This window comes from Pseudomonas sp. GW821-FHT10B02 (assembly GCF_059415665.1).
Genome location: NZ_JBWKNR010000004.1, coordinates 205,456 through 227,982, shown reverse-complemented (window position 1 = coordinate 227,982; position 22,527 = coordinate 205,456). Strand labels below are relative to the sequence as shown.

At 62.0% G+C, this 22,527-nt stretch carries 21 protein-coding genes and 2 pseudogenes; 11 read left to right on the top strand and 12 right to left on the bottom strand.

The genetic code is table 11. The annotated features are described in order from the left end of the window. Window positions 1-70: 70 nt before the first annotated feature. The 3 genes and pseudogenes from AC07OF_RS08935 to AC07OF_RS08925 all read right to left on the bottom strand — a co-directional run. Window positions 71-1,102 (bottom strand): annotated as a pseudogene (locus AC07OF_RS08935) (HAMP domain-containing protein); the annotation flags it as partial. Window positions 1,103-1,303: 201 nt separating this feature from the next. Next, window positions 1,304-1,606, bottom strand: coding sequence for a cell division protein ZapA (locus AC07OF_RS08930; RefSeq protein WP_028942233.1), 303 nt, complete (start codon window positions 1,604-1,606; stop codon window positions 1,304-1,306). After that, entirely contained in the window at window positions 1,603-1,833 is a 231-nt protein-coding gene (locus AC07OF_RS08925) for a hypothetical protein (protein ID WP_038605832.1), read from the bottom strand. Before AC07OF_RS08925 ends, AC07OF_RS08930 begins: the two co-directional genes overlap by 4 nt. Window positions 1,834-2,073: 240 nt before the next feature. Between AC07OF_RS08925 and AC07OF_RS08920 the strand changes: the two are divergent. Further along, window positions 2,074-2,877 (top strand): annotated as a pseudogene (locus AC07OF_RS08920) (MCP four helix bundle domain-containing protein); the annotation flags it as partial. Then, window positions 2,860-3,732 carry a methyl-accepting chemotaxis protein gene (locus tag AC07OF_RS08915; protein WP_371261986.1) on the top strand — a complete coding sequence of 291 codons (873 nt, stop codon included), beginning with the start codon at window positions 2,860-2,862 and terminating at the stop codon, window positions 3,730-3,732. The pseudogene AC07OF_RS08920 and the gene AC07OF_RS08915, both read left to right, overlap by 18 nt. On the opposite strand, the gene gbcB is transcribed toward AC07OF_RS08915, so the two are convergent. Then, window positions 3,733-4,830 carry a glycine betaine monooxygenase reductase subunit gene (gene gbcB / locus AC07OF_RS08910; RefSeq protein WP_038605826.1) on the bottom strand — a complete coding sequence of 366 codons (1,098 nt, stop codon included), beginning with the start codon at window positions 4,828-4,830 and terminating at the stop codon, window positions 3,733-3,735. Here gbcB and AC07OF_RS08905 point away from each other — a divergent pair. Together AC07OF_RS08905 and gbca are read left to right on the top strand one after the other, a co-directional pair. Further along, the gene (locus AC07OF_RS08905; RefSeq protein ID WP_157190866.1) at window positions 4,829-4,972 is read left to right on the top strand and encodes a hypothetical protein; all 144 of its coding nucleotides are present in this window, start codon (window positions 4,829-4,831) and stop codon (window positions 4,970-4,972) included. The two genes, gbcB and AC07OF_RS08905, sit on opposite strands and share 2 nt — an antisense overlap. Before the next feature lie 144 nt (window positions 4,973-5,116). Further along, window positions 5,117-6,409: a glycine betaine monooxygenase oxygenase subunit gene (gbca, locus tag AC07OF_RS08900; protein ID WP_495072774.1), complete on the top strand. Its 1,293-nt coding sequence runs from the start codon at window positions 5,117-5,119 to the stop codon at window positions 6,407-6,409. Window positions 6,410-7,083: 674 nt separating this feature from the next. Here the strand turns inward: gbca and etfB are convergent. The 6 genes from etfB to AC07OF_RS08870 form a co-directional block, all read right to left on the bottom strand. After that, window positions 7,084-7,854 carry an electron transfer flavoprotein subunit beta gene (etfB, locus tag AC07OF_RS08895; protein ID WP_038605821.1) on the bottom strand — a complete coding sequence of 257 codons (771 nt, stop codon included), beginning with the start codon at window positions 7,852-7,854 and terminating at the stop codon, window positions 7,084-7,086. Window positions 7,855-7,869: 15 nt separating this feature from the next. Next, complete coding sequence (etfA, locus tag AC07OF_RS08890) at window positions 7,870-9,093, bottom strand: electron transfer flavoprotein subunit alpha (RefSeq protein WP_495072773.1); 1,224 nt, start codon at window positions 9,091-9,093, stop codon at window positions 7,870-7,872. Then, the gene (gene dgcB / locus AC07OF_RS08885; protein WP_495072772.1) at window positions 9,093-11,042 is read right to left on the bottom strand and encodes a dimethylglycine demethylation protein DgcB; all 1,950 of its coding nucleotides are present in this window, start codon (window positions 11,040-11,042) and stop codon (window positions 9,093-9,095) included. Before dgcB ends, etfA begins: the two co-directional genes overlap by 1 nt. A 155-nt stretch (window positions 11,043-11,197) precedes the next feature. Then, window positions 11,198-13,258: a dimethylglycine demethylation protein DgcA gene (dgcA, locus tag AC07OF_RS08880; RefSeq protein WP_038605814.1), complete on the bottom strand. Its 2,061-nt coding sequence runs from the start codon at window positions 13,256-13,258 to the stop codon at window positions 11,198-11,200. Window positions 13,259-13,273: 15 nt separating this feature from the next. After that, window positions 13,274-13,804 (bottom strand): DUF5943 domain-containing protein, encoded by a 531-nt coding sequence (locus AC07OF_RS08875; protein WP_495072771.1) that lies wholly within the window; start codon window positions 13,802-13,804, stop codon window positions 13,274-13,276. A gap of 75 nt (window positions 13,805-13,879) precedes the next feature. Next, complete coding sequence (locus tag AC07OF_RS08870; RefSeq protein WP_157190862.1) at window positions 13,880-14,857, bottom strand: dipeptidase; 978 nt, start codon at window positions 14,855-14,857, stop codon at window positions 13,880-13,882. 244 nt (window positions 14,858-15,101) lie between these two features. Between AC07OF_RS08870 and AC07OF_RS08865 the strand changes: the two genes are divergently transcribed. Together AC07OF_RS08865 and AC07OF_RS08860 are read left to right on the top strand one after the other, a co-directional pair. Continuing rightward, on the top strand, window positions 15,102-15,509 hold the full coding sequence (locus AC07OF_RS08865) for a lysozyme inhibitor LprI family protein (RefSeq protein ID WP_157190861.1): 408 nt from the start codon (window positions 15,102-15,104) through the stop codon (window positions 15,507-15,509). Window positions 15,510-15,516: 7 nt separating this feature from the next. Continuing rightward, window positions 15,517-15,936: a DUF3010 family protein gene (locus AC07OF_RS08860; protein WP_157190860.1), complete on the top strand. Its 420-nt coding sequence runs from the start codon at window positions 15,517-15,519 to the stop codon at window positions 15,934-15,936. On the opposite strand, the gene AC07OF_RS08855 is transcribed toward AC07OF_RS08860, so the two are convergent. Further along, window positions 15,923-16,882 carry a GlxA family transcriptional regulator gene (locus tag AC07OF_RS08855; RefSeq protein WP_157194678.1) on the bottom strand — a complete coding sequence of 320 codons (960 nt, stop codon included), beginning with the start codon at window positions 16,880-16,882 and terminating at the stop codon, window positions 15,923-15,925. The genes AC07OF_RS08860 and AC07OF_RS08855 overlap by 14 nt on opposite strands. A 170-nt stretch (window positions 16,883-17,052) precedes the next feature. Here AC07OF_RS08855 and choX point away from each other — a divergent pair, with 170 nt between their 5' ends. The 5 genes from choX (at window position 17,053) to AC07OF_RS08830 (ending at window position 20,988) form a co-directional block, all read left to right on the top strand. Then, window positions 17,053-17,997, top strand: a complete 945-nt coding sequence (choX, locus tag AC07OF_RS08850; RefSeq protein ID WP_157190859.1) for a choline ABC transporter substrate-binding protein — start codon at window positions 17,053-17,055, stop codon at window positions 17,995-17,997. 61 nt (window positions 17,998-18,058) lie between these two features. Then, window positions 18,059-18,943: a 3-dehydrocarnitine:acetyl-CoA trimethylamine transferase CdhC gene (gene cdhC, locus AC07OF_RS08845; RefSeq protein ID WP_157190858.1), complete on the top strand. Its 885-nt coding sequence runs from the start codon at window positions 18,059-18,061 to the stop codon at window positions 18,941-18,943. A 15-nt stretch (window positions 18,944-18,958) separates the two neighbouring features. Continuing rightward, window positions 18,959-19,924 (top strand): L-carnitine dehydrogenase, encoded by a 966-nt coding sequence (locus AC07OF_RS08840; protein WP_157190857.1) that lies wholly within the window; start codon window positions 18,959-18,961, stop codon window positions 19,922-19,924. Between the two features lie 13 nt (window positions 19,925-19,937). Beyond that, a complete protein-coding gene (locus AC07OF_RS08835) occupies window positions 19,938-20,408 on the top strand; it encodes a thioesterase family protein (protein WP_157190856.1) in 471 nt (156 codons plus the stop codon). A gap of 319 nt (window positions 20,409-20,727) precedes the next feature. Continuing rightward, the gene (locus AC07OF_RS08830; RefSeq protein WP_157190855.1) at window positions 20,728-20,988 is read left to right on the top strand and encodes a hypothetical protein; all 261 of its coding nucleotides are present in this window, start codon (window positions 20,728-20,730) and stop codon (window positions 20,986-20,988) included. A gap of 96 nt (window positions 20,989-21,084) precedes the next feature. On the opposite strand, the gene gbdR is transcribed toward AC07OF_RS08830, so the two are convergent. Next, a complete protein-coding gene (gene gbdR / locus AC07OF_RS08825; protein ID WP_038605789.1) occupies window positions 21,085-22,188 on the bottom strand; it encodes a choline metabolism transcriptional regulator GbdR in 1,104 nt (367 codons plus the stop codon). Between the last annotated feature and the right edge of the window lie 339 nt (window positions 22,189-22,527).

Sequence of the window (22,527 nt, the reverse complement as noted above, 5' to 3'; positions counted from 1 at the left end):
GTTCGACCGAACGGTGCAAGCGTTCGCTGGTGTGCAAGACCTCGCCGATGAGGTCGCGCTGGCTGTCGAGAAAGCGGTTGAACCCGCGAGCCAGGTCGCCCAGTTCATCCGCACGCGTCGCATCCAGGCGCTGGGTCAGGTCACCGCCACCATTACCAATCGCCATGAGCGCCCCGGTGACCCGGCGGATCGGCCGGACAATGCCACGGGCCAGCAACACCACCAGCAGCAGCGACACCAGCGCCACGCCGGCACCAATCAGGCTGGTCAACCACACCGTCTCGCGCACCGGGGCATAGATTTGCGCTTCCGGTACTTCAGCGACCAGAGTCCAGTTCAGGTCGCGCAGCGGCAGGCTCAGGGCCAGGTAGTCCTCGCCATCACGCTCGAAGCGGCTGCTGTGCAAGCCTTCGGTTCGGTTCAAGACAGCCTGGGCGGCCGACTCACCGATCTGCTCGGCAAGCTTGGTTTTGCCACTCAATTGCTGCTCCGGATGAACCTGGATCAGGCCATCGCCGCGCACCAGAAACACCCGGCCGCGCTCACCGAAACTGAAGTTGTGGATCAATTCCGACAGTTCGGTCATGCGCAGGCCGAGCCCGGCAATGCCGACCAGTTTTCCGGCCTTTTCCACCCGGTAGTCGATGAACAGTGCCAGTTCACCGGTACTGCCATCGGTGTCGATGTTGAGCAGGCGCGGATTGCCGCTGTCGATGAAGCCAAAGAACCATTTGTCGGCCGGATTGCTGCGGCTCAGCGTACGATCAAGGCCTTTCTCGTTGTAGTAATGGTTGGTTTCAGTCGCTGCGAACAACGCCGTGAAAGCCTGGTTTTTCTGCCGCAGCGCCTCGAGGTACTCGATAAATTGCGGCGCCTGGGCACTGTCTTCGCCCGCCGCCAGCCAGTCGCGCAGCAGCGTGTTGTTGGCAATATCGGCGGCGGCGGTGAGCGGACGGCTCAACATCCGCTCGATGTCGTTACGAATCGCCTCAATGCTGGCCGGCAACGCCGTGTCGACCAGGTAACGCTCGGTCAGGCGATTGACCGCCACCGAGTAGATGCCGACCACGATAAGAATGCTCACCAACAGGGCTGCGCCCATGCTTGCAATCAATTGCCACTGGATACTGCGCCGCCAGAACTGCATGAACCTTCCCCTGAGTAAATAAGCCTTGTGCTGCAATAGCCAGGCCAATTGTATACAGACGAAAATACAATTATTCCATTGACCCACGACAATGCCGCCCACTGCCGAAAGGGCAGTGAGCAAGCAAAAGAAGTGGAACGGTGTAGCGGGAGCCGATCAGCTGTTGCCGATGGTCCGGGCAATGACATCGACCGTGGCGCTGACTTGCTCTTGGTAACGGTCGAGGGCCTGCTGGTGCTGCTGTTGCAGTTCGATCTGCTGCGAGCACAGGTTCAGGGCTGCCAGAACCAGCAGCTTGTCACCAATCAGGGTCGGGTATTTACGCTTGGTCTCGGCCAGCGACGCGTTGAGCATCTGCACGGCCTGCGCCAGGGCCTGTTCCTGGCCTTCGGGGGCCTTGATCGAATAGTCACTGCCGAGGATCGACACGACATTGATCGGCTGTGCTGAAGTTCTCATGCGTTAACGGTACCAACGCTGGCGCGCTCGACCAGGGCCTGGATGCGCGCGGCGGTGGCGCCCTGTTTTTCTTCCTGTTCCATCAGCGCCAGTTGCAGGCTTTCGTTTTCATCTTTGGCCTGGGCCAGTTCAGCAGCGATCTGCTCGTTGCGTTCGGTCAGTTCCTGATTCTTCTGTACCAGGTCGCTGACAAGTTGTTCCAATTGACTGAGGGAAGTTTCCAACATGATTGCCTTCTCGGGATTTTCAGGGGGCGCACACGATAAAGAAAAGTCCGCGTGGTCGCCAGGGATATCGGGTTAGACGCTTCGGCCTGGTGCAGATTGACCCACCGATCACGGTCCGGTTCCCGCTGCAGATGCCCGCCCGTCAGGAAAACCGATCGCTATTTCACAGTTTCACCTTCCGCCCCTCAAGTCTGCCAAAGGTTGTCCGATAGGGAAGGCAATCCTGAATCCGGCGCCGGTATGGCGCGCCTTTTCCCCCTCCGGAAGACCACCATGTCCCTACGTAATATGAATATCGCCCCGCGCGCGTTGCTGGGGTTCGCCTTGATCGGCGCGCTGATGCTGGGCCTGGGTCTGTTCGCCCTGAACCAGATGAGCAAAATTCGCCAGGCCGGCGAATTCATCGAGCAGTCCTCGGTGCCGAGCATCACCAACCTCGATCAGCTCACCCAGCTGACCCTGCGCCTGCGCACCTTGTCCTATCGCCTGCTGCTCAACCGCGAAGCCAACACCCTGCAAAACACCCTCAAGCTGATCGGCCAGCGCAACCAGCAGATCGATGAAGCGCGCCGGGCTTATGAACCGCTGATCAGCAGTCCGCAGGAGCGTTCCGCCTACAACCAGTATGTGCAACTGCTCAGCGACTACCGCCAGCTGGAAAGCCGCATGCACCAGGCTTCGCAGAGCAACGATCTGGAAACCCTGCGCACCCTGATCAACCGCGACATGCTCAACAGCTCCGAGCAGATCAACAGCGTCATGGATCAACTGGTCAGCATCAACACCGAGCAGACCCGTACCATCAACCAGACCGCTGCCGATCAGTATTCCAACGCCATCAGCCTGGTCATCAGCCTGCTGTTGGCCGCCACGGTGCTGACCCTGATCTGTGCCCTGCTGCTGACCCGCAGCATCGTCAAACCGATCGACGAGGCCCTGCAGGCGGCCGAGCGCATCGCCGAAGGCGACCTCACCCGTACCATCGAAACCGAGGGCCACGACGAAGCCGCACGGCTACTGCGGGCCATGGCCAAGATGCAGAACAAACTGCGCGACACCCTGCAACTGATTGCCGGCTCCGCCACGCAACTGGCCTCGGCTGCCGAAGAGTTGAACAGCGTCACCGACGAAAGCGCCCGTGGCCTGCAACAGCAGAACAACGAGATCGAGCAGGCCGCCACTGCTGTTACCGAGATGACCAGCGCGGTTGAAGAAGTGGCGCGCAATGCCGTGAGCACCTCCGAAGCGTCGAAGGAAGCCACCCGTTCGGCAGGCGACGGTCGTGATCTGGTGCTGGAAACCGTCAGCGCCATCGAGCGCATGAGTGTCGATGTGCAGGGCACTGCCGAACTGATCGGCAACCTGGCGGAAGAATCGCGGGATATCGGCAAGGTCCTGGATGTGATTCGCGGCCTGGCCGACCAGACCAACCTGCTGGCACTCAACGCCGCCATCGAGGCCGCGCGTGCCGGTGAAGCCGGTCGTGGCTTTGCCGTGGTCGCCGATGAAGTCCGCGCCCTGGCCCACCGCACCCAGCAGTCGACCAGTGAAATCGAGCGGATGATCGGCAGTATCCAGGGCGGTACCGAGCAGGCGGTCAACTCCATGCGCAACAGCACCGAACGTGCCGAGTCGACGCTGAACATCGCTCGCGGTGCAGGCCTGGCGCTGGACACCATCACCGGCGCGGTCGCCGAGATCAACGAGCGCAACCTGGTGATCGCCAGCGCCGCCGAAGAGCAGGCTCAGGTGGCCCGCGAAGTTGACCGCAACCTGGTCAACATCAACGACCTGTCGGTGCAATCGGCCACCGGTGCCCACCAGACCACTGCGGCCAGTGCCGAGCTGTCGCGCCTGGCGGTTGACCTGAACGGGCTGGTGGCACGCTTCAGCGTCTGATCAGTACTCGATCCGCACGTCGCCCTTGGGCACGCTGCAGCACGACAGGATATAGCCTTCGGCGACGTCATCATCGGTGATGCCGCCGTTGTGCTCCATCTCCACCTCGCCGCCCAGCTTGAGCACCTTGCAGGTGCCGCAGATGCCCATGCCACAGGCCTTGGGAATCATCAGGCCAAGCTTGGCCGCCGCGGCATGCACGGTCTCACCCGGCGCCACCCGAATACTCTTGCCGGCAGCGGTGAACTCCACCTGATGCAGATCGGCATTGTCCACTTCCGGTGCGTCGGCCGCTTGCTCGGCGAGCTCGACGGCATCGGCCTTGACCTCGGCCGGGGTCGCGCCGAACGACTCCTCATGGTAACGGGTCATGTCATAGCCGCTGCCTTCAAGCAGACGCTTGACTGCATGCATGTACGGGGTCGGGCCGCAGCAGAAGATTTCCCGTTCCATGTAGTCCGGGGCAATCAGCTCCATCAGCTTCTGGTTCAGGTAGCCGCGATAGCCCGCCCAGGGCTCGCCCAGGCCGTGCTTCTCACAAATGATGTGCAGGCTGAAGTTGTCGATCCGCGACGCCATGTGCTCCAGCTCGCGGTGATAGATGATGTCTTTCGGCGAGCGCGCGCTGTGCACAAAGACCATGTCGACATTGCCGTTGGTGTCGTAGAACCAGCGGGCCATGGACATCACCGGGGTGATGCCGACGCCGCCACTGAGGTACAGCACCTTGGGGCTGGGGAAGTCGATGGCGTTGAACAGCCCGACCGGCCCGTGCACCGCCAGCTCCTGGCCTTCGTGCAGGGTGTCGTGCAGCCAGTTGGAGACCTTGCCGCCCGGCACCCGCTTGATCGTCACCGAGAAGCTGTAAGGCACCGAAGGCGAGCTGGAGATGGTGTACGAACGCATGATCGGCTCGCCGTCGATCTCCAGCTCCAGGGTGACGAACTGCCCGGGCTTGAAGAAGAACATGATCGGCTGGTCGGCCATGAAACAGAAGGTGCGCACATCCCAGGTTTCCTGGATCACCTTGACGCAACGGACGATGTGGCGGCCGTTGGCCCAGGTCTGGGTGCTGACCGGATTGAGGAAATTGGACATGCTCGTCTCCACGGCCGACTGCGGCCTGATGCTTGCGATTCTGCTCAAGCTGCACGGCGGACACATTCCTATCCGCGACATCGGCGTGCTTATCGCGACCAGCCCCCTGCGACAAGGGCTGGCGCGTCGGAAACGGATCTGATCATGTCGTCCATGGATATGGATCGCGGCGGCTTCGAACGCACACTCCATCGCAAATGATCCTGCTGTTATTCAGCCTTGCGTCGCCATAACAATGATTAGCCACTTTCACCGGCCACAAACACCGGCCATGAGGACCTGAACGATGGACGTCACCGCAACTTTGAGTCTGGGCGATCCACTGGAACCTGCGCGCAAGGCGACTGCCGAGATGCTGCAGAGCCGCGAGCGCACCTTCTCGCTGCCACAGCCGTTCTATTGCGACGAGCGCCTGTTCCAGATCGATATGGAAGAAATTTTCCAGAAGGAATGGCTGATCGCCGGGATGACCTGTGAAATCCCGGCCAAGGGCAACTTCCTCACCCTGCAGATCGGCAAGAACCCGATCCTCGTGGTGCGCGGTGCTGAAGGCCAGGTGCATGCCTTCCATAACGTCTGTCGTCACCGTGGTTCGCGGCTGTGCACCAGCGACAAGGGCAAGGTGGCGAAACTGGTCTGCCATTACCACCAGTGGACCTACGAACTCGATGGCCGCCTGCTGTTCGCCGGCACCGAGATGGGCGCCGATTTCGACATGAAGCAGTACGGGCTCAAACCGGTCAACGTCAAGACCGCTGGCGGCTACATCTTCATCAGCCTGGCCGAGAATCCACCGGCGATCGACGACTTTCTTGCCACCCTGGCTCACTACATGGAGCCCTATGACATGGAAAACACCAAGGTGGCGGTGCAAACCACCTTGATGGAAAAGGCCAACTGGAAACTGGTGCTGGAAAACAACCGCGAGTGCTACCACTGCAGCGGTTCGCACCCGGAACTGCTGAAAACCCTGCTGGAATGGGACGACGTCACCGACCCGCGTGCCGACCAGGCCTTCAAGGATCACGTCGCCGCCTCGGCTGCGGCCTGGGACGCCGAAAAGATTCCGTACGCCCGCGCCAGCTTCGGCCTGCGCAACCGCATCGTGCGCATGCCGCTGCTCAAGGGCACGGTGTCGATGACCCTGGACGGCAAGCAGGGCTGCCAGAAGCTGATGGGCCGGATCAAGAACCCGGACCTCGGTTCGATGCGCATCCTGCACCTGCCGCACTCGTGGAACCACTGCATGGGCGATCACATGATCGTCTTCACCGTGTGGCCGATCAGTGCCCAGGAAACCATGGTCACCACCAAGTGGCTGGTGCACAAAGATGCGGTCGAAGGCGTGGACTACGACCCACAACGCATGCGCCAGGTGTGGGACGCCACCAACGACCAGGACCGGCGTCTGGCCGAAGAGAACCAGCGCGGGATCAACTCCACGGCGTACCAGCCTGGGCCGTATTCCAAGACCTATGAATTCGGGGTGGTGAACTTCGTTGACTGGTACAGCGAGCGTATGTTGAACAACCTGGGGGCGGCGCCTGCGCCTTATCTCAAGGGTGTGGCTGCGCAGTAAAGCGGGGCCGCCTTGCGGCCCATCGCCGGCAAAGCCAGCTCCCACAGGGACCAAGAACATATGGAACCTGTGGGAGCCGGCCTTGCCGGCGATGGGGCAAACACTATCTGTACGAATTTTGACCAGCCACCGCAACGCCCCGGCCCCACTGGGCCCCTGCACACAGCAAACACTTTATCCACAGGACAGCCCACAGCTAATGTGGGCAAGTCATTGTTTTTCCCTGCAAAAAATATTGATCAATATTTGATCAAATCTCTACAAGCCTTTAAATACAAGGCTCACAGCAGAAGGCGAACACCTTATCCACAGAGACGCCAACAGACTTTGTGTGCAAAAGTCCCAAGCGTGGAAAACCGTTGTGGATAACGCCTCAAATGGCCCAGATGCACTGCATTGGCTAAGGCAAACAGGCGAATTGGGTGTTTTTTGATCAACCTCGTGAAACCCTTGCCACACGGGGCTCTCAGCCATGGGCAAACATATTATCCACAGACCCGCCAACAGCGATTGTGGGCAATATCAACCAAGGCGGTGAGAGAAAAGCCCGAAAAATCCGCCACTTAGCCTGATCATTTTTTGACCACAACGCCGAAAGGCACGCCATGCGTGCCTTGCAGCCATACACAAACACTTTATCCACAGATCGGCCAACAGACTTTGTGAGCAACTGCTCAGCGCAGCACACCCTCTTCCACCAGCAGTTTGAGGATGGCCTCGGCACCGGCTTGCGGGCTGACATCCTTGAGCACCTGTCCACCGCCACCACTGGCCTTGGCCGTGGCCGCTTTCATGCGATCGGCACCGCTCTTGGCCTTGATCACTTTCAAGCGCTTGGGCCGCGGCTTGGCCGGCTGCAGTTCGGCGCTTGTGAATAACTCGTCTTCGACAATCTGCACCTGGCGGGCGGCCAACACACCGCGCCGGGCCGGGCCAAAAGCGCTTTGGCGTGGCTTTGGCGCGGCGTTATCCACCGTTGCCAGCAGCGGCAGGCGCACCTTGAGCCGGCGCCGCTGGCCGCGTGGCAGCGCCTGCAGCACCTGGGCCACGCCATTGTGGATAGATTCCACTTCGGCCAGCCCCACCACCAGCGGCCAGCCCAGGCGTTCGGCCAGCAGGAACGGCAGCATGCCTGAGCCTTCACCGGTTTCCGCCTGGCTCCCGGTCAGTACCAGCTGGGCACCGGCATCGCGCAGGTAATCGCCGAGTACCCCGAGGGCATCGGCGCCCGACGGTTGCTCAAGTACATCCAGTTGCTCCAGGCCCATGCCCAGATAGGCACGCAAAGCCGGCTCCTGAGGATCGCCAGCATGCAGCACCTGCAAGTTATCCCCAGCCAGCTGCAGGCCCAGCTCCACCGCCCGTGCGTCCTGCTCGGCGCGCCGGGTGCGGCCGGAGCTGGGATGAGCACCGATCGAAACCAGACTGATGACCTTGGTGTTCATAGTTGTCCCCTGCCCTTATGCCGCGTCGCGCTTGGCGTCGTTGCGATAGTTTTCCACAGCCTCGATCAGCGCCTGGAGGATCGCCGCACTGTCGCCGATGACCGACAGATCGGCACGTTTGATCATGTCGCAACCAGGGTCCATGTTGATCGCCACCACCTTGTCACAGGCGCCAATGCCCTGCAGGTGCTGGATCGCCCCGGAGATACCCACAGCCACATAGACCCGTGCGGTCACCCAGGTGCCGGTGGCCCCGACTTGTCGATTGCGCGGCATGAAGCCGTCATCCACCGCCACCCGCGACGCGCCCTCGGTGGCGCCGAGGGCCACGGTGGCGCGGTGGAACAGCTCCCAGTCCTTGACCCCGTTGCCGCCGGACACAATGAACTCGGCTTCGGCCATGGCAATCGCGGCCGGGTCGACAGCCACCGGGCCGAGGTCTTCGATACGTGGCAGACTGCGCGCCACGCTTGTGGATAACTGCTCTGACAAGGCTTCGTGACGCGTTTCACTGACCGGCTCGGCGCATTCGGCCGCCGCCAGAATCAAGCGCGGCAAGCCACGTATCAGGTCCTGCTGGCCAGCACCGGCACGACCGCTGCATTGCCCGTCCTTGACCTGCCAGACCCGCGTAGCCGGGCGTTCATTGATCGCCGCGGCAAAACGCCGGCCCAGTTCGCCGCCACCGGTACGGCTGTCGGGCAGCAACCAGTGGCGCGGGTTGAACTGGTTATCCACAGCACGCAGGCCCTGCACCAGTTGCTCCGGTGCATAACCGTCGAATTCATCCCCCTCGATGATCAGCAAGCGATCAACACCGGCTGTGGAAAAGTTGTTTTCCTTGTGCTCGCCAAACACCACGGCCAACACCGCGCCGTCACTCCCGGCCAGGCTATGGGCGAGGCCAAGCAGGTCGCGATCGTGGCTGCCCAGGCGGCCACCGACCATGTCCGGGACCACGGCGATGTAAAACGCCGGTTGCAGCACTTGATGCAGCGGCAACTCCACCACCGCTGCCGCACTGCGCTTGTTGCTGGTGCCTTGTTGGGCGCCACTGCGGTCGATGCGTTTGATGCCGTTGGGGCCGATAAAGCCGACGCCATGGGGGTTCTTGCGGATGACCCCGTTGGGGCCCATCCAGCTGTGCTGCTGGCCCTGTTGCATAGCTGCGTGCAGCGGGTGCAGGCGGTTGCGGGCAATCCACTCGGCGCGCGGATCACGGCGAATAATGTCGCTCATCAGTGCACCTCCGCAGGTTCACGCTTTGCCGGGGCAGGTTTACTCGCCGGGGCCTGTTCTTCGAGCAGGGCATCGGCGACCAGCTCTGCCAGGTCCTTGATCAATGGGCGCGGTTCGACCACCCCTTCGAGCATCGCCGTGCACTGTGGACAACCCACGGCCACCAGCTCGGCGGCGGTCTCGCGGATATCCTCCATGCGCATGTCGGGAATCCGCTGCTTGCCGGGAATGTCGGTGATCGGCGCACCGCCGCCACCGCCACAACAACGCGAGCGGAAGCCCGAGCGCTGCATTTCCTTCACTTCGATGCCCAGGGCCCGCAGTACTTCACGCGGTGCCTCGTACTCACCGTTGTAACGGCCCAGGTAGCACGGGTCGTGATAGGTGACGCTGCCGCCCTTGTGCTGCCCAAGATTCAGCGCACCGGCGCCGATCAGCTCGGCAATGTAGGTGCTGTGGTGTTGCACCCGATACTCGCCGCCGAAGGCGCCATATTCGTTCTTGAGCACATGGAAGCTGTGCGGATCGCAGGTGACGATGCGCTTGAAGCTGTACTTGGCCATGGTCTGGATATTGCGCTTGGCCAGTTGCTGGAAGGTCGCCTCATCGCCCAGGCGCCGGGCCACATCACCACTGTCGCGCTCTTCAAGACCAAGCACGGCAAAGTCCACCTGAGCCGCTTTCAGCACTTTGACGAAGGCGCGCAGGGTGCGCTGGTTACGCATGTCGAAGGCACCGTCGCCGACCCAGAACAGCACGTCTGTGCTCTTGGTATCGCTGAGCAGGCTCAGGTTGAGGTCCGCGGCCCAGTTCATCCGGCCGCCCGGGGCGAAGCCGCCAGGGTTGTCGGTGGCGATCAGGTTATCCAGCACCTCGGCGCCCTTGTTTGGCGTGGCGCCCTTTTCCAGGGTCAGGTGCCGACGCATGTCGACGATGGCATCGACGTGCTCGATCATCATCGGGCACTCCTCCACGCAGGCGCGGCAGGTGGTGCACGACCACAGGGTTTCGGCATCGACCAGGCCGTTGACGATGGGCTGGTGCGGGTTGCCGCCGTGCTCGCCGATTGGCTTGCCGGGGTACGGGCTGCCGGCGAACTTGGCATCGGTGCCGCCGGCCAGGCCGACGACCATGTCCTGGATGAGTTTTTTCGGGTTCAGCGGCTGCCCGGCAGCAAATGCCGGGCACGCGGCTTCACACTTGCCGCATTGCACGCAGGCGTCGAAGCCGAGCAACTGGTTCCAGGTGAAATCCTTGGGTTTCTCGACGCCCAGCAATGCCTGCGGATCTTCCAGGTCCAGCGGTTTGAGGCCGGTGGAACGGCCACCACCGAAGCGCTCGGCGCGACGGTGCCAGGCCAGGTGCAGGGCCCCGGCAAAGGCGTGCTTCATCGGCCCGCCCCAGGTCATGCCGAAGAACAGCTCGGACACACCCCAGAGCACGCCAAGGCCGAGCAAGGCCACCAGCAGCCAACCGCCAAAGCCTTCGGGAAGGATGCCGGCCACCGGCAAGGTGGCAATGAAGAAGCTGGCGGCAAACACCAGCAGGCTTTTCGGCAAGCGCATCCACGGCCCTTTCGACAGGCGCGAAGGCGGGTTGAGCCGGCGTTTGTAGACGAACAGCGCACCGGCAAACATCAGCACCGTGGCCAGCAGCAAGGCATAACCAAGGATCTTGTTGTGCAGGCCAAAGCCGTGCACCAGGATCGCCAGCACCGCAGCCAGCACAAAGCCACCGGCGGTGGCGACGTGGGTGTTGGCCATGTATTTGTCACGGGCGACCACGTGGTGCAGGTCGACCATATAGCGCCGCGGCATGGCCAGCAGGCCGCCGAGCAGGTCGACCTTGGACGGCCGGCCTTGGCGCCACATCCGCACACGTCGCAGCGCGCCGAGGACGGCGAGGCCCAGGGCGGCGAACAGGAGGATGGGGATCAGGGTGTTCAACATGGGAAGCTCCCAAAAGGCACCTCAGTGCCTTGCCAGGGGATCACTGTGGGAGCTGGCGTTGCCAGCGATGCAAACACCGCGCAACAACGGGTATTGCGCTGATCCCATCGCCGGCAATGCCGGCTCCCACAGGGGAAGTAGCAAACCTTGTGCGATCAGAAATCCTTGCACAGGCGCAAGGCGTCGTAGATCGCCGCGTGGGTGTTGCGCTGAGCCACGCAGTCACCGATGCGATACAGCAAGTAGCCTTCGCCCGCTTGACTGAGGATCGGCTGCGGCTGGATCGCGAACAGCGCCTCGACATCGATCTGGCCCTTGTTGCGCGAACCTTCCTTGAGCCCGTAGTAGAGCGCTTCGTCCGGCCGCACGCCGTTCTCGATCACCACCTGGTCGACCACCCGCTCCTCTTTGGCGCCGGTGTATTCGTTCTCCAGCACCGCCACCAGCTTGTCGCCCTCGCGGTAGACCTTTTCCAGCGCCAGGTCGCCAGTCATGATCACTTCCTTGGGGTACATGCTGCGGTAGTAGGTCGGGAACGACGTGCCACCAATGGCCACGCCCGGTTTGATGTCGTCGGTGACGATCTCGACCTGGCTGCCTTTGTCGGCGAGGTAATCGGCCACCGACATCCCGGTGAACTCGCAAATGGTGTCGTAGACCAGCACGTTCTTGCCCGGCGCCACCTTGCCGTCGAGCACATCCCAGCTGCTGACCACCAGGCCTTCAGCAGCGCCCCAGTGCTCGTTCTGCTCGAGGAACGGATGACCGCCCACCGCCAGCACGATCACGTCAGGACGCAAGTCCTTGATGGTGTCGATATCCGCGGCGGTGCCCAGGCGCAGGTCGACCTTCAGGCGCGCCAGCTCCAGCTGGTACCAGCGGGTAATACCGGCGATCTGATCGCGTTGCGGGGCCTTGGCGGCGATGCTGATCTGCCCGCCAATGGCGTCCTTTTTCTCGAACAGAGTCACGTCGTGACCACGCTCGGCCGATACCCGCGCCGCTTCCATCCCGGCAGGGCCGGCGCCAACCACCACCACCTTGCGTTTGGGCCCGGTGGTTTTTTCGATGATGTGCGGCACCCCCATGTATTCACGGGAGGTCGCGGCGTTCTGGATGCACAGCACATCCAGGCCCTGATACTGACGGTCGATGCAGTAGTTGGCACCGACGCACTGTTTGATCTGGTCGACCTGGCCCATCTTGATCTTGGCGATCAGGTGCGGGTCGGCGATGTGCGCACGGGTCATGCCGACCATGTCGACATAGCCGCCTTCAAGGATGCGCGTGGCCTGGTTCGGGTCCTTGATGTTCTGCGCATGCAGCACCGGAACCTTGACCACTTCCTTGATCCCGGCCGCCAGGTGCAGGAACGGCTCCGGTGGATAACTCATGTTGGGGATAACGTTGGCCAGGGTGTTGTGGGTATCGCAACCCGAACCGATCACCCCGAAAAAGTCGAGCATGCCGGTGGCGTCGTAGTACTTGGCGATTTCCTTCATGTCCTCGTGGCTGAGGCCATCAGGATGGAATTCGTCACCGCAGATACGCATGCCGACGCAGAAATCCGGGCCGACCTCCGCACGCACGGCCTTGAGCACTTCCAGGCCGAACTTCATCCGCCCCTCGAAGCTGCCGCCCCATTCGTCGGTACGTTTGTTGACCCGCGGGCTCCAGAACTGGTCGATCATGTGCTGGTGCACCGCCGACAGCTCGACACCGTCCAGGCCGCCTTCTTTGGCCCGACGCGCAGCTTGCGCGTAGTTGCCGATCACCCGCCAGATTTCCTCCGGCTCGATGGTTTTGCAGGTCGCGCGGTGTACCGGTTCACGGATGCCCGAGGGCGACATCAGGGTTGGCCAGTTGAAACCGTCCCAGCGCGAGCGACGGCCCATGTGGGTAATCTGGATCATGATCTTGGCGCCGTGCTTGTGCATGGCGTCGGCCAGGTTCTGGAAGTGCGGGATGATGCGGTCGGTCGACAGGTTCACCGAGGCCCACCATTCCTGCGGGCTGTCGATGGCCACCACCGAGGAGCCGCCACAGATCGCCAGGCCCAGGCCGCCCTTGGCCTTCTCTTCGTAGTATTTGATGTAGCGCGCGGTGGTCATGCCGCCGTCAGTGGCGTAGACCTCTGCGTGCGCAGTGCTCAGGACCCGGTTGCGGATGGTCAGTTTGCCGATCTGGATCGGCTGGAACATTGCTTCGAAAGCCATGGCGAGATCCTCGACTTACAGCGGCTTGACGATGAACAGGCCGTCGTCGTGGCCTTCTTCCGAACCGCCGTAGACCTGCTCGGCGATCGTACGGATGGAACTGCCGCGAGTGGCAAGGATCTGGTCCATGGCCCCGGCGAACCAGCCGGTGAACATGTAGTCGACCTTGCGCCCGACCTTGCCGTACACATAGACGAATGCCGAGTGCTCAAGCTTGACGCTGGCGGTGCCTTTCTCCAGGTCGATGTCCTGGATCTTGAACAGGCCCCAGCCGCGCTGCGACAGGCGTTTCATGTAGTGCTCGAACACCGCCACGCCTTCCAGGCCGTGACATTCAGCTTCTTTCTCGCACCAGTGCCAGGCGGACTTGTAGCCGGCTTTGTAGAGGATTTCGGCATAGGCTTCAGCGCCCAGCACTTCCTCGATACCCATGTGGTTGTTGACGAAGAAATGCCGCGGCACGTACAGCATCGGCAGGGCATCGCTGGTCCAGACACCGGTCTCGCTGTCGACTTCGATAGGCAATTGCGGGGCGATCTTGGCCATGGAAACTGAACTCCAGAAAATTTGGTTGGCTGCCCCTGCGCCGGTGGCAGGGGTCGGAAGACGGTTACTGGCGGCTTATTCGCCCCAGACATCCTTGAGCACGTTGACCCAGTTCTCGCCCATGATCTTGCGCACCACGCGCTCGCTATGGCCGCGTTTGAGCAGGGTTTCGGTGAGGTTGGGGAACTCGCCCACGGTGCGGATGCCCAGCGGGTTGATGATCTTGCCGAAGTTGGTCAGGCGCCGGGCGTAACCCTTGTCGTGGGTCAGGTACTCGAAGAAGTCCTGGCCATGGCCCTGGGTGAAGTCGGTGCCGATACCGATGGCGTCTTCGCCAACGATGTTCATGGTGTATTCAATGGCTTCGGCGTAGTCGTCGATGGTCGAGTCGATGCCTTTGGCTAGGAACGGGGCGAACATGGTCACGCCGACAAAGCCGCCATGGTCGGCGATGAATTTCAGCTCTTCATCGGACTTATTACGCGGGTGCTCCTTGAGCCCGGAAGGCAGGCAGTGCGAGTAGCACACCGGCTTTTTCGATTCGAGGATGACTTCTTCGGAGGTCTTGGAACCGACATGGGACAGGTCGCACATGACCCCGACCCGGTTCATTTCCGCGACGATCTCGCGGCCGAAGCCCGACAGGCCGCCGTCGCGCTCGTAGCAACCGGTACCGACTAGGTTCTGGGTGTTGTAGCACATCTGCACGATACCGACGCCGAGCTGCTTGAACACCTCGACATAACCGATCTGGTCTTCATAGGCATGGGCGTTCTGGAAGCCGAAGAGGATGCCGGTCTTGCCCAGTTCCTTGGCCTTGCGGATGTCGGCGGTGGTACGCACCGGCATCACCAGGTCGGCGTTCTCGCGAATCAGTTTCTGGCTGGCGGCAATGTTGTTGACCGTGGCCTGGAAGCCTTCCCAGACCGACACTGTGCAGTTGGCCGCGGTCAGGCCGCCCTTGCGCATGTCTTCGAACAGCTCGCGGTTCCATTTGGCAATGATCAGCCCGTCGATAACGATGCTGTCGGCGTGTAATTCGGCTGGGCTCATCAGGCTGTCCCCTTTATTGGCATTACCTGCGCCGAATCGTCTGCCGGCGCTTTGGGGCCAGCATATGCCTAGGGGCCAGGTCGCTAAGATGCAAAAACGACAGGGGAATTGCCGAAAGCGTCAAACCACGACAAAGGGCTCACGCAAGTTTCATTCGGAGGGTGACGGGGCTTGCGGCTACCCTGTTCTTTGCTGCGGCGCTGAGCGAGAATCGGCGCCCATGTTCCCCGGGGAGGATGATTGAATGAAATCGATGGTATGGCTGGTTCTGGCCGCGCTGGCCTTTGGTGCCCACGCCAGTGAAGAAGACAGTACGCCGTGCGACAACGTCGAGACCGACCAGCAGAACTACGACTGCGCACTGTTCAGCCGCACCACCGCCGAACGTGAGCTCAACGCCGCGTTTAGCGACCTGCTCGATCGCATCAAAGAACAATATGCCGGGCAGGACGCGAAGATCAGTGAGGTCAGCAAGCGTTTGAACGCCGCCGAAACCTTGTGGAAACAACTGCGCGATGCCGATTGCAAGGTGGAAACCTTCGACGAAAAACCGGGCAAGACCTTCGACGCGGCCCTGAATACCTGCCTGGCCCAACGTAGCGATGACCGCTCCGAATACCTGCAGTCCCTGGGTCTGCAAAACTCCGATTGAGAACAGCATGAAAATCTGCGGAATTGAAATCAAAGGCAGCGAAGCGCTGCTCGCCGTCGCCACGCTGGACGGCGCAAGCCCGGTGCATGTTGCCCTGGCGACGAAAAAGATCGGTCTGGAAGACGATGAGCAGGCAGACAACGTCAAAGCCTTCGCCAGCCAGGCCCGGCAGTTCATCGCTGAGCACGACATCAGCCACCTGGCAATCAAGAAGCGCAGCAAGAAAGGCGATTTCGCCGGTGGCCCGACCACCTTCAAGATCGAAGGCGTGCTGCAGTTGCTGGACAATTGTGAGGTGGAGCTGGTTTCACCACAGACCGTCAGCGCTCAGGCCAAGAAGCACAACATCGAGCTGCCCGCTTCGTTGAACAAATACCAGCACGAAGCCTTCAAGAGCGCCTGCGCGGTGTTGCTCAAGCGCCGCTGAGGCTGGCAGTTCGGGCCTTGCGATCCTCCCGTGGACAACGCTCGAAACGCGCCCGGTAGCAGCGGGTGAAATACGATGCTGATTCGAATCCGCAGGCAATACTCACCTCCAGCACGCTCATGCCGGTCTGGCGCAGCAGTTGCCGCGCCTTGTCCAGGCGCAGGCGCAGGTAGAAGCCGCTGGGGGTGTCGTGCAGGTACAGGCGGAACAGGCGCTCCAGCTGACGCCGGGTAACCTGCACCGACTCGGCCAGCACCAGGGTGTTGAGCGGTTGCTCGGTGTTGCGCTCCATCTCGCCGATCACCTGCACCAGTTTCTTGTTGCTGATGCCGTAGCGTGAGGCGATCTGCATGCGCTGGTGGTCCTGGCGCGGGCGGATGCGCCCGAGCACGAACTGCTCGGACACCTGGATCGCCAGTTCCGGGCCGTGAGCCTGAGCGATCAGGTCGAGCATCAGGTCGATTGACGCGGTGCCGCCGGCCGAGGTGATACGCCGGCGATCGACTTCGAACAGTTCCTGAGTCGCCTGCAGCTGTGGATAAGATTCCTTGAACGCTTCCAGCGCCTCCCAGTGCAGGGTCACCCGGTGGCCATCGAGCAGGCCGGCCTCGGCCAGTACCACCGTACCGGTGTCGATGCCGCCAAGCACCACACCGTCGTGATCGAGCTTGCGCAGCCAGTGCTGCAGCGTCGGGCTGAAACTGCCCAGCGGCTCGAACCCGGCCACCACCAGCAGGGTTGCACCTTTGGCCAGCGGCTGCAGCGCGCCATCGGCGTTGACCGACATGCCATTACTGGCCTGCACCGCCCCGCCCTCTATGCTCAGCACCTGCCAGCGATACAAGCCGCCGCGAAAGCGGTTGGCCACCCGTAGCGGCTCGATCGCCGAGATAAAGCCGATCGCGGAAAAACCGGGGAGCAACAGAAAGTAGAAATCCTGGGGCATAGCGAACGACTCGACGGCCACGGGTCTGCGGTTAATACCCTGCAGGTCGCCACTGTGCAAGTGCGGGTCGCCAGGGTGCGTATTTTCCCGCTGCGGTGGGCGTAGTTTGATCAGCACGGCACGCAGAGGCCGCCCCTATAACAATTAGAACTGCCGTTGGAGGAGCCACCATGAACAGATTGATCAGCCGTAGCCTGCTGACGCTCGTCGGTACCGCAATCCTCAGCACCAACGTAATGGCCGCCGAACCGGCCGTATGCAAGAACGTGCGCCTTGGCGTGGTCAACTGGACCGACGTGATGGCCACCAGCGCCATGACCCAGGTACTGCTCGACGGCCTCGGCTACAAGACCAAGCAGACCAGTGCCTCGCAACAAATCATCTTCGCCGGTATTCGCGACCAGCGCCTGGACATGTTCCTCGGTTACTGGAACCCGATCATGACCCAGACCATCACCCCCTTCATCGACGCCAGGCAGGTCAAGGTCCTTGAACAACCCAGCCTGAACGACGCCCGCGCGACCCTCGCCGTACCCAAATACCTGGCCGACAAGGGCCTGAAAACCTTCGCCGACATCGCCAGGTTTGAAAAAGAGCTGGGCGGCAAGATCTACGGCATCGAACCCGGCTCCGGCGCCAACACCCAGATCAAGGCGATGATCAGCAAGAACCAGTTCGGTCTGGGCAAGTTCCAGCTGGTCGAATCCAGCGAAGCCGGGATGCTCGCCGCCGTCGACCGTGCCGTGCGGCGCAACGAGGCCGTGGTGTTCTTCGGCTGGGCGCCGCACCCGATGAACGTCAACATCGACATGGCCTACCTCAGTGGCAGCGAAGACGCCCTGGGCCCGGACGAAGGCCGCGCCACGGTGTGGACCGTCACCGCCCCGGACTACGCCGAACGCTGCCCGAACGCCAATCGCCTGCTGAGCAACCTGAAATTCAGCGCCGAAGACGAGAGCCGCATGATGCAACCGCTGCTCGAGCATAAAGACGCCCTGGCCTCTGCCCGCCAGTGGCTCCAGGACCATCCCGAGGACAAGGCGCGCTGGCTCGAAGGGGTGACCACCTTCGACGGCAAACCCGCTGCCGACAACCTCAAGCTCACCTCCAACTGACAGACCCTGTGGGAGCGGGCTTTGCCCGCGATGGCCCCAACACGCCTGAAGGAAACCGCACATGAACCACGACGTCATCATCACCTGCGCCCTGACCGGTGCCGGCGACACCGCCAGCAAGAGCCACCTGGTCCCCGTCACTCCCAAACAGATCGCCGCAGCCGCCGTGGAAGCCGCCAAAGCCGGTGCCACCGTGGTCCACTGCCACGTCCGTGACCCGCAAACCGGACGCTTCAGCCGCGATGTCGCGCTGTACCGCGAAGTGATGGAACGCATCCGTGAAGCCGACGTGGACATCATCGTCAATCTCACCGCCGGTATGGGCGGCGACCTGGAGATCGGCCCGGGTGAAACACCGCTGGAGTTCGGCGCCGGCACCGACCTGATCGGCCCGCTGGAGCGCCTGGCCCATGTCGAGGCACTGCTGCCGGAAATCTGCACCCTGGACTGCGGCACCCTCAACTTCGGCGACGGCAACAGCATTTATGTCTCAACCCCGGCCCAGCTGCGCGTTGGTGCCAGGCGCATCACCGAACTCGGCGTCAAAGCCGAACTGGAGATCTTCGACACCGGCCACCTGTGGTTCGCCAAACAGATGATCAAGGAAGGCCTGCTCGACGACCCGTTGTTCCAGCTGTGCCTGGGCATTCCCTGGGGCGCGCCGGCCGATACCGCGACCATGAAAGCCATGGTCGACAACCTGCCAGCGGGCGTGACCTGGGCCGGCTTCGGCATCGGCCGCATGCAGATGCCCATGGCCGCGCAGGCGGTACTGCTCGGCGGCAACGTGCGTGTGGGCCTGGAAGACAACCTGTACCTGGACAAGGGCGTGCTGGCCAGCAACGGCCAATTGGTCGAACGCGCCACGGAAATCCTCAGCCGTCTCGGCGCACGGGTGCTTACCCCTGCTGAAGGCCGCGCGAAAATGAACCTGACCCGTCGCTGATTGAAGGAGTTGAAGATGAGCTTTATCACCGAGATCAAGACGTTTGCAGCCCTGGGCAGCGGCGTGATCGGCAGTGGCTGGGTCGCCCGCGCCCTGGCCCATGGCCTCGACGTGGTGGCCTGGGACCCGGCGCCCGGCGCTGAAGCGGCGCTGCGCAAACGCATCGCCAATGCCTGGCCGGCCCTGGAAAAGCAGGGCCTGGCGCCCGGTGCATCACCAGATCGCCTGCGCTTCGTCGCGACCATCGAGGAATGCGTACGCGATGCCGACTTCATCCAGGAAAGCGCCCCGGAGCGCCTCGACCTCAAGCTCGACCTGCACAGCAAGATCAGCGCCGCGGCCAAACCCAACGCACTGATCGGCTCCAGCACCTCTGGCCTGCTGCCCAGCGAGTTCTACGAATCGGCGACCCATCCTGAACGCTGCGTGGTCGGCCACCCGTTCAACCCGGTGTACCTGCTGCCGCTGGTGGAAATCGTCGGCAGCAACAAGACCGCGCCGGAAGCCATCGAAGCGGCGAAAGCGGTCTATACCGCCTTGGGCATGCGCCCGCTGCATGTACGCAAGGAAGTCCCCGGTTTTATTGCCGACCGCCTGCTCGAAGCGCTGTGGCGCGAGGCCCTGCATCTGGTCAACGACGGCGTGGCGACCACCGGTGAGATCGACGATGCCATTCGCTTTGGCGCCGGCTTGCGCTGGTCGTTCATGGGCACCTTCCTCACCTACACCCTGGCCGGTGGCGATGCCGGCATGCGCCACTTCATGGCGCAGTTCGGTCCGGCCCTGCAACTGCCGTGGACCTACCTGCCGGCGCCGGAACTGACAGACGGCTTGATCGACGCTGTAGTCGAAGGCACCGGCGAACAGTTGGGCGAACGCAGCATCAGCGCGCTGGAACGCTATCGTGATGATTGCCTGCTGGCCGTGCTGGAGGCGGTAAAAACCACCAAGGCCAAGCATGGCATGGCCTTCAGCGACTGAACGGAGCCCTCGGATGCCGACACTGATCACCTACCAAACCCCGGTCCAGGCGGACTGGGTCGATTACAACGGGCATCTGCGCGATGCCTTCTATCTGCTGATCTTCAGTTACGCCACCGATGCCTTCATGGACCGTATCGGCCTTGATAGCGACAACCGCAGCGCCAGCGGCAACTCGCTGTTTACCCTGGAATGCCACCTGAACTACCTGCATGAGGTAAAGCTGGGTACTCAGGTATGGGTGCAGACGCAGGTGATCGGTTTTGATCGCAAGCGCCTGCACCTGTATCACAGCCTGCACCGTGAAGGTTTTGCAGAGGCGTTGGCGGCCAGTGAGCAGATGTTGCTGCATGTGGACCTGGCCGGCCCGCGTTCGTCGCCGTTTGCGCCGGAGGTGGTGGAGTGCTTGCAGGGCATAGTCGATGAGCAGATTGATTTGCCTGCTGCCGAGTTTGTTGGCCGGGTGATGGGCTTACCAGGCTAAAGGCCTCATCGCTGGCAACGCCAGCTCCCACAGTAGTTGGACACTGTGGGAGCTGGCGTTGCCAGCGATGAAGTCACCACCGAAACTGAGACAAAAAATAGCCCCGGAAAGCCGTGAAGCAACCGGGGCTGAAGCGGACGGTGACCAAACCTTCCTTTTCTGTGCATGGCCTCAGTGTGCAGCCTCCCTTCCCTGTCGATTTGCCCGAAAACGACCTGTTCTTAGGTAAAGCAGCCATTACGTCATTCTGTCCTTGCCGCCCTGCACCTGTGCCCACAGAATCGACTGACGATCACACCTGCAAACAAGGACAACAACCATGATGCATGCGGATTTGATTGATCAAGACGACCTGCTGGGTCAGTTGCGCGCCCTGGGTTTCGAGATGCCGGCCGACGCCAGCGCCGAACAGGCCTGCGAGTACGCAGTGCGGGGTTTGAGTGAACCACGGGCCAAAGCCCTGAAGGGCATGGTTGAGCAGATGTACACCGGCAATGCGACCATCCTGCCCGCTGTGCGTCAGGCAATCGAAAAGCAGCTTTTGCCGGCCTTGGCGCAGTTCAACAGCAATCGTGGCTGACCCCATCGCCGGCAAGGCCGGCTCCCACAGGGACCACATGTTCTGATCGATTGTGGGAGCCGGCCTTGCCGGCGATAAGGCCCGAAGGGCCTTCAGTTACAGGCGTACACTGGCAAACGTCGATTCATTGCGCGCCTGGCTCAACGCCGACATCGGCCCGGCCAGCGGCGACAGCACCAAGGCCTGCGGAATCGGCATCATCGCCACCTGTTGCGCGGTATTGGAACCCACGCGCTCATCACGCGGCGGAATACCGAAGTACTCGCGGTAGCACTTGGAGAAGTGCGGCGTGGAGACAAAGCCGCACACCGACGCCACTTCGATGATCGACATCGGCGTCTGCTTGAGCAGTTGCCGGGCACGGATCAGGCGCAGCTTCAGGTAGTAGCGCGACGGCGAGCAGTGCAGGTATTTCTGGAACAGGCGCTCAAGCTGGCGCCGCGACACTGCGACATACACGGCCAGTTCATCCAGGTCGATCGGCTCTTCCAGGTTGGCTTCCATCAGCGCGACGATTTCCTGCAGCTTCGGCTGGTTGGTGCCGAGCATGTGCTTGAGTGGCACACGCTGGTGATCCTGCTCGTTGCGAATGCGCTCGTAGACGAACATCTCGGAGATCGCTGCCGACAGCTCGCGACCATGATCGCGGCTGATCAGGTGCAGCATCATGTCCAGCGGCGCGGTACCACCGGAGCTGGTGAAGCGGTTACGGTCGAGGGTGAACAGCCGGGTACTCATGCTCACCCGCGGGAAAGCTTCCTGCATTGCCGCCAGGCATTCCCAGTGCACACTGCAATCAAAACCGTCGAGCAAACCCGCGCACGCCAGTGCCCAGCTGCCGGTGCATACCGCACCCAAACGCCGCGACTGGCGGGCCTGGCTCTGCAGCCAGGTCACGTGCTCACGGGTCACGGTGCGCTGAATACCAATACCGCCGCAGACAATCACGGTGTCCATGGCCGGTGCCTTGTGCATCGCCGCATCCGGGGTGATCTGCAAGCCGTCGCTGGCCCACACCTGCCCACCGTCCACGCTCAAGGTACTCCAGCGGTACAGCTCGCGGCCGGATAGCTGGTTGGCCATGCGCAGCGGTTCGACTGCTGAAGCCAGGGAGATGAGAGTGAAGTTGTCCAGCAGCAGGAAGCCGATGGATTGAGGTGCGCGGTTCTGGGTTGGGGTCCCGGAGTTGTACGACGTCATCGCGGTATCTCCTCACACAATGCAGGGTGCGCCTCAGGCAGGCACGGGCTTTTTTTGTCACGGCCCCGATTCGAATGCAGGGGCTTTGCCAATCACAACGCAATTGCCATGCCTGAAATTGAATGGGCATTCAATAAAACCCAAAAACGACGTCGCGCAGCGTCTAAATCGCCTTTGTTCCGAGCGCCGGTTTTAAACGGGAAAGACCGTGCTAGCGCCGCTGCGTAGGAAACATGAGCAATTCGGTAGCACTTGTGGGAAGGATGCCCAGAAACGACATCGACGATGTGTCACCCCAGGCGCAAATGACCGGGGTGACAGGCGTTTATCGAAGCGCTA

Excerpts from the sequence above, each read along its gene's own strand:
- AC07OF_RS08930 (WP_028942233.1), bottom strand. The coding sequence starts at position 1,606 with ATGAGAACTTCAGCACAGCCGATCAATGTCGTGTCGATCCTCGGCAGT.
- AC07OF_RS08925 (WP_038605832.1), bottom strand. The coding sequence starts at position 1,833 with ATGTTGGAAACTTCCCTCAGTCAATTGGAACAACTTGTCAGCGACCTG.
- AC07OF_RS08915 (WP_371261986.1), top strand. The coding sequence starts at position 2,860 with ATGGCCAAGATGCAGAACAAACTGCGCGACACCCTGCAACTGATTGCC.
- AC07OF_RS08905 (WP_157190866.1), top strand. The coding sequence starts at position 4,829 with ATGCTCGTCTCCACGGCCGACTGCGGCCTGATGCTTGCGATTCTGCTC.
- gbcB (WP_038605826.1), bottom strand. The coding sequence starts at position 4,830 with ATGTCCAATTTCCTCAATCCGGTCAGCACCCAGACCTGGGCCAACGGC.
- gbca (WP_495072774.1), top strand. The coding sequence starts at position 5,117 with ATGGACGTCACCGCAACTTTGAGTCTGGGCGATCCACTGGAACCTGCG.
- etfB (WP_038605821.1), bottom strand. The coding sequence starts at position 7,854 with ATGAACACCAAGGTCATCAGTCTGGTTTCGATCGGTGCTCATCCCAGC.
- etfA (WP_495072773.1), bottom strand. The coding sequence starts at position 9,093 with ATGAGCGACATTATTCGCCGTGATCCGCGCGCCGAGTGGATTGCCCGC.
- dgcB (WP_495072772.1), bottom strand. The coding sequence starts at position 11,042 with ATGTTGAACACCCTGATCCCCATCCTCCTGTTCGCCGCCCTGGGCCTC.
- dgcA (WP_038605814.1), bottom strand. The coding sequence starts at position 13,258 with ATGGCTTTCGAAGCAATGTTCCAGCCGATCCAGATCGGCAAACTGACC.
- AC07OF_RS08875 (WP_495072771.1), bottom strand. The coding sequence starts at position 13,804 with ATGGCCAAGATCGCCCCGCAATTGCCTATCGAAGTCGACAGCGAGACC.
- AC07OF_RS08870 (WP_157190862.1), bottom strand. The coding sequence starts at position 14,857 with ATGAGCCCAGCCGAATTACACGCCGACAGCATCGTTATCGACGGGCTG.
- AC07OF_RS08865 (WP_157190861.1), top strand. The coding sequence starts at position 15,102 with ATGAAATCGATGGTATGGCTGGTTCTGGCCGCGCTGGCCTTTGGTGCC.
- AC07OF_RS08860 (WP_157190860.1), top strand. The coding sequence starts at position 15,517 with ATGAAAATCTGCGGAATTGAAATCAAAGGCAGCGAAGCGCTGCTCGCC.
- AC07OF_RS08855 (WP_157194678.1), bottom strand. The coding sequence starts at position 16,882 with ATGCCCCAGGATTTCTACTTTCTGTTGCTCCCCGGTTTTTCCGCGATC.
- choX (WP_157190859.1), top strand. The coding sequence starts at position 17,053 with ATGAACAGATTGATCAGCCGTAGCCTGCTGACGCTCGTCGGTACCGCA.
- cdhC (WP_157190858.1), top strand. The coding sequence starts at position 18,059 with ATGAACCACGACGTCATCATCACCTGCGCCCTGACCGGTGCCGGCGAC.
- AC07OF_RS08840 (WP_157190857.1), top strand. The coding sequence starts at position 18,959 with ATGAGCTTTATCACCGAGATCAAGACGTTTGCAGCCCTGGGCAGCGGC.
- AC07OF_RS08835 (WP_157190856.1), top strand. The coding sequence starts at position 19,938 with ATGCCGACACTGATCACCTACCAAACCCCGGTCCAGGCGGACTGGGTC.
- AC07OF_RS08830 (WP_157190855.1), top strand. The coding sequence starts at position 20,728 with ATGATGCATGCGGATTTGATTGATCAAGACGACCTGCTGGGTCAGTTG.
- gbdR (WP_038605789.1), bottom strand. The coding sequence starts at position 22,188 with ATGACGTCGTACAACTCCGGGACCCCAACCCAGAACCGCGCACCTCAA.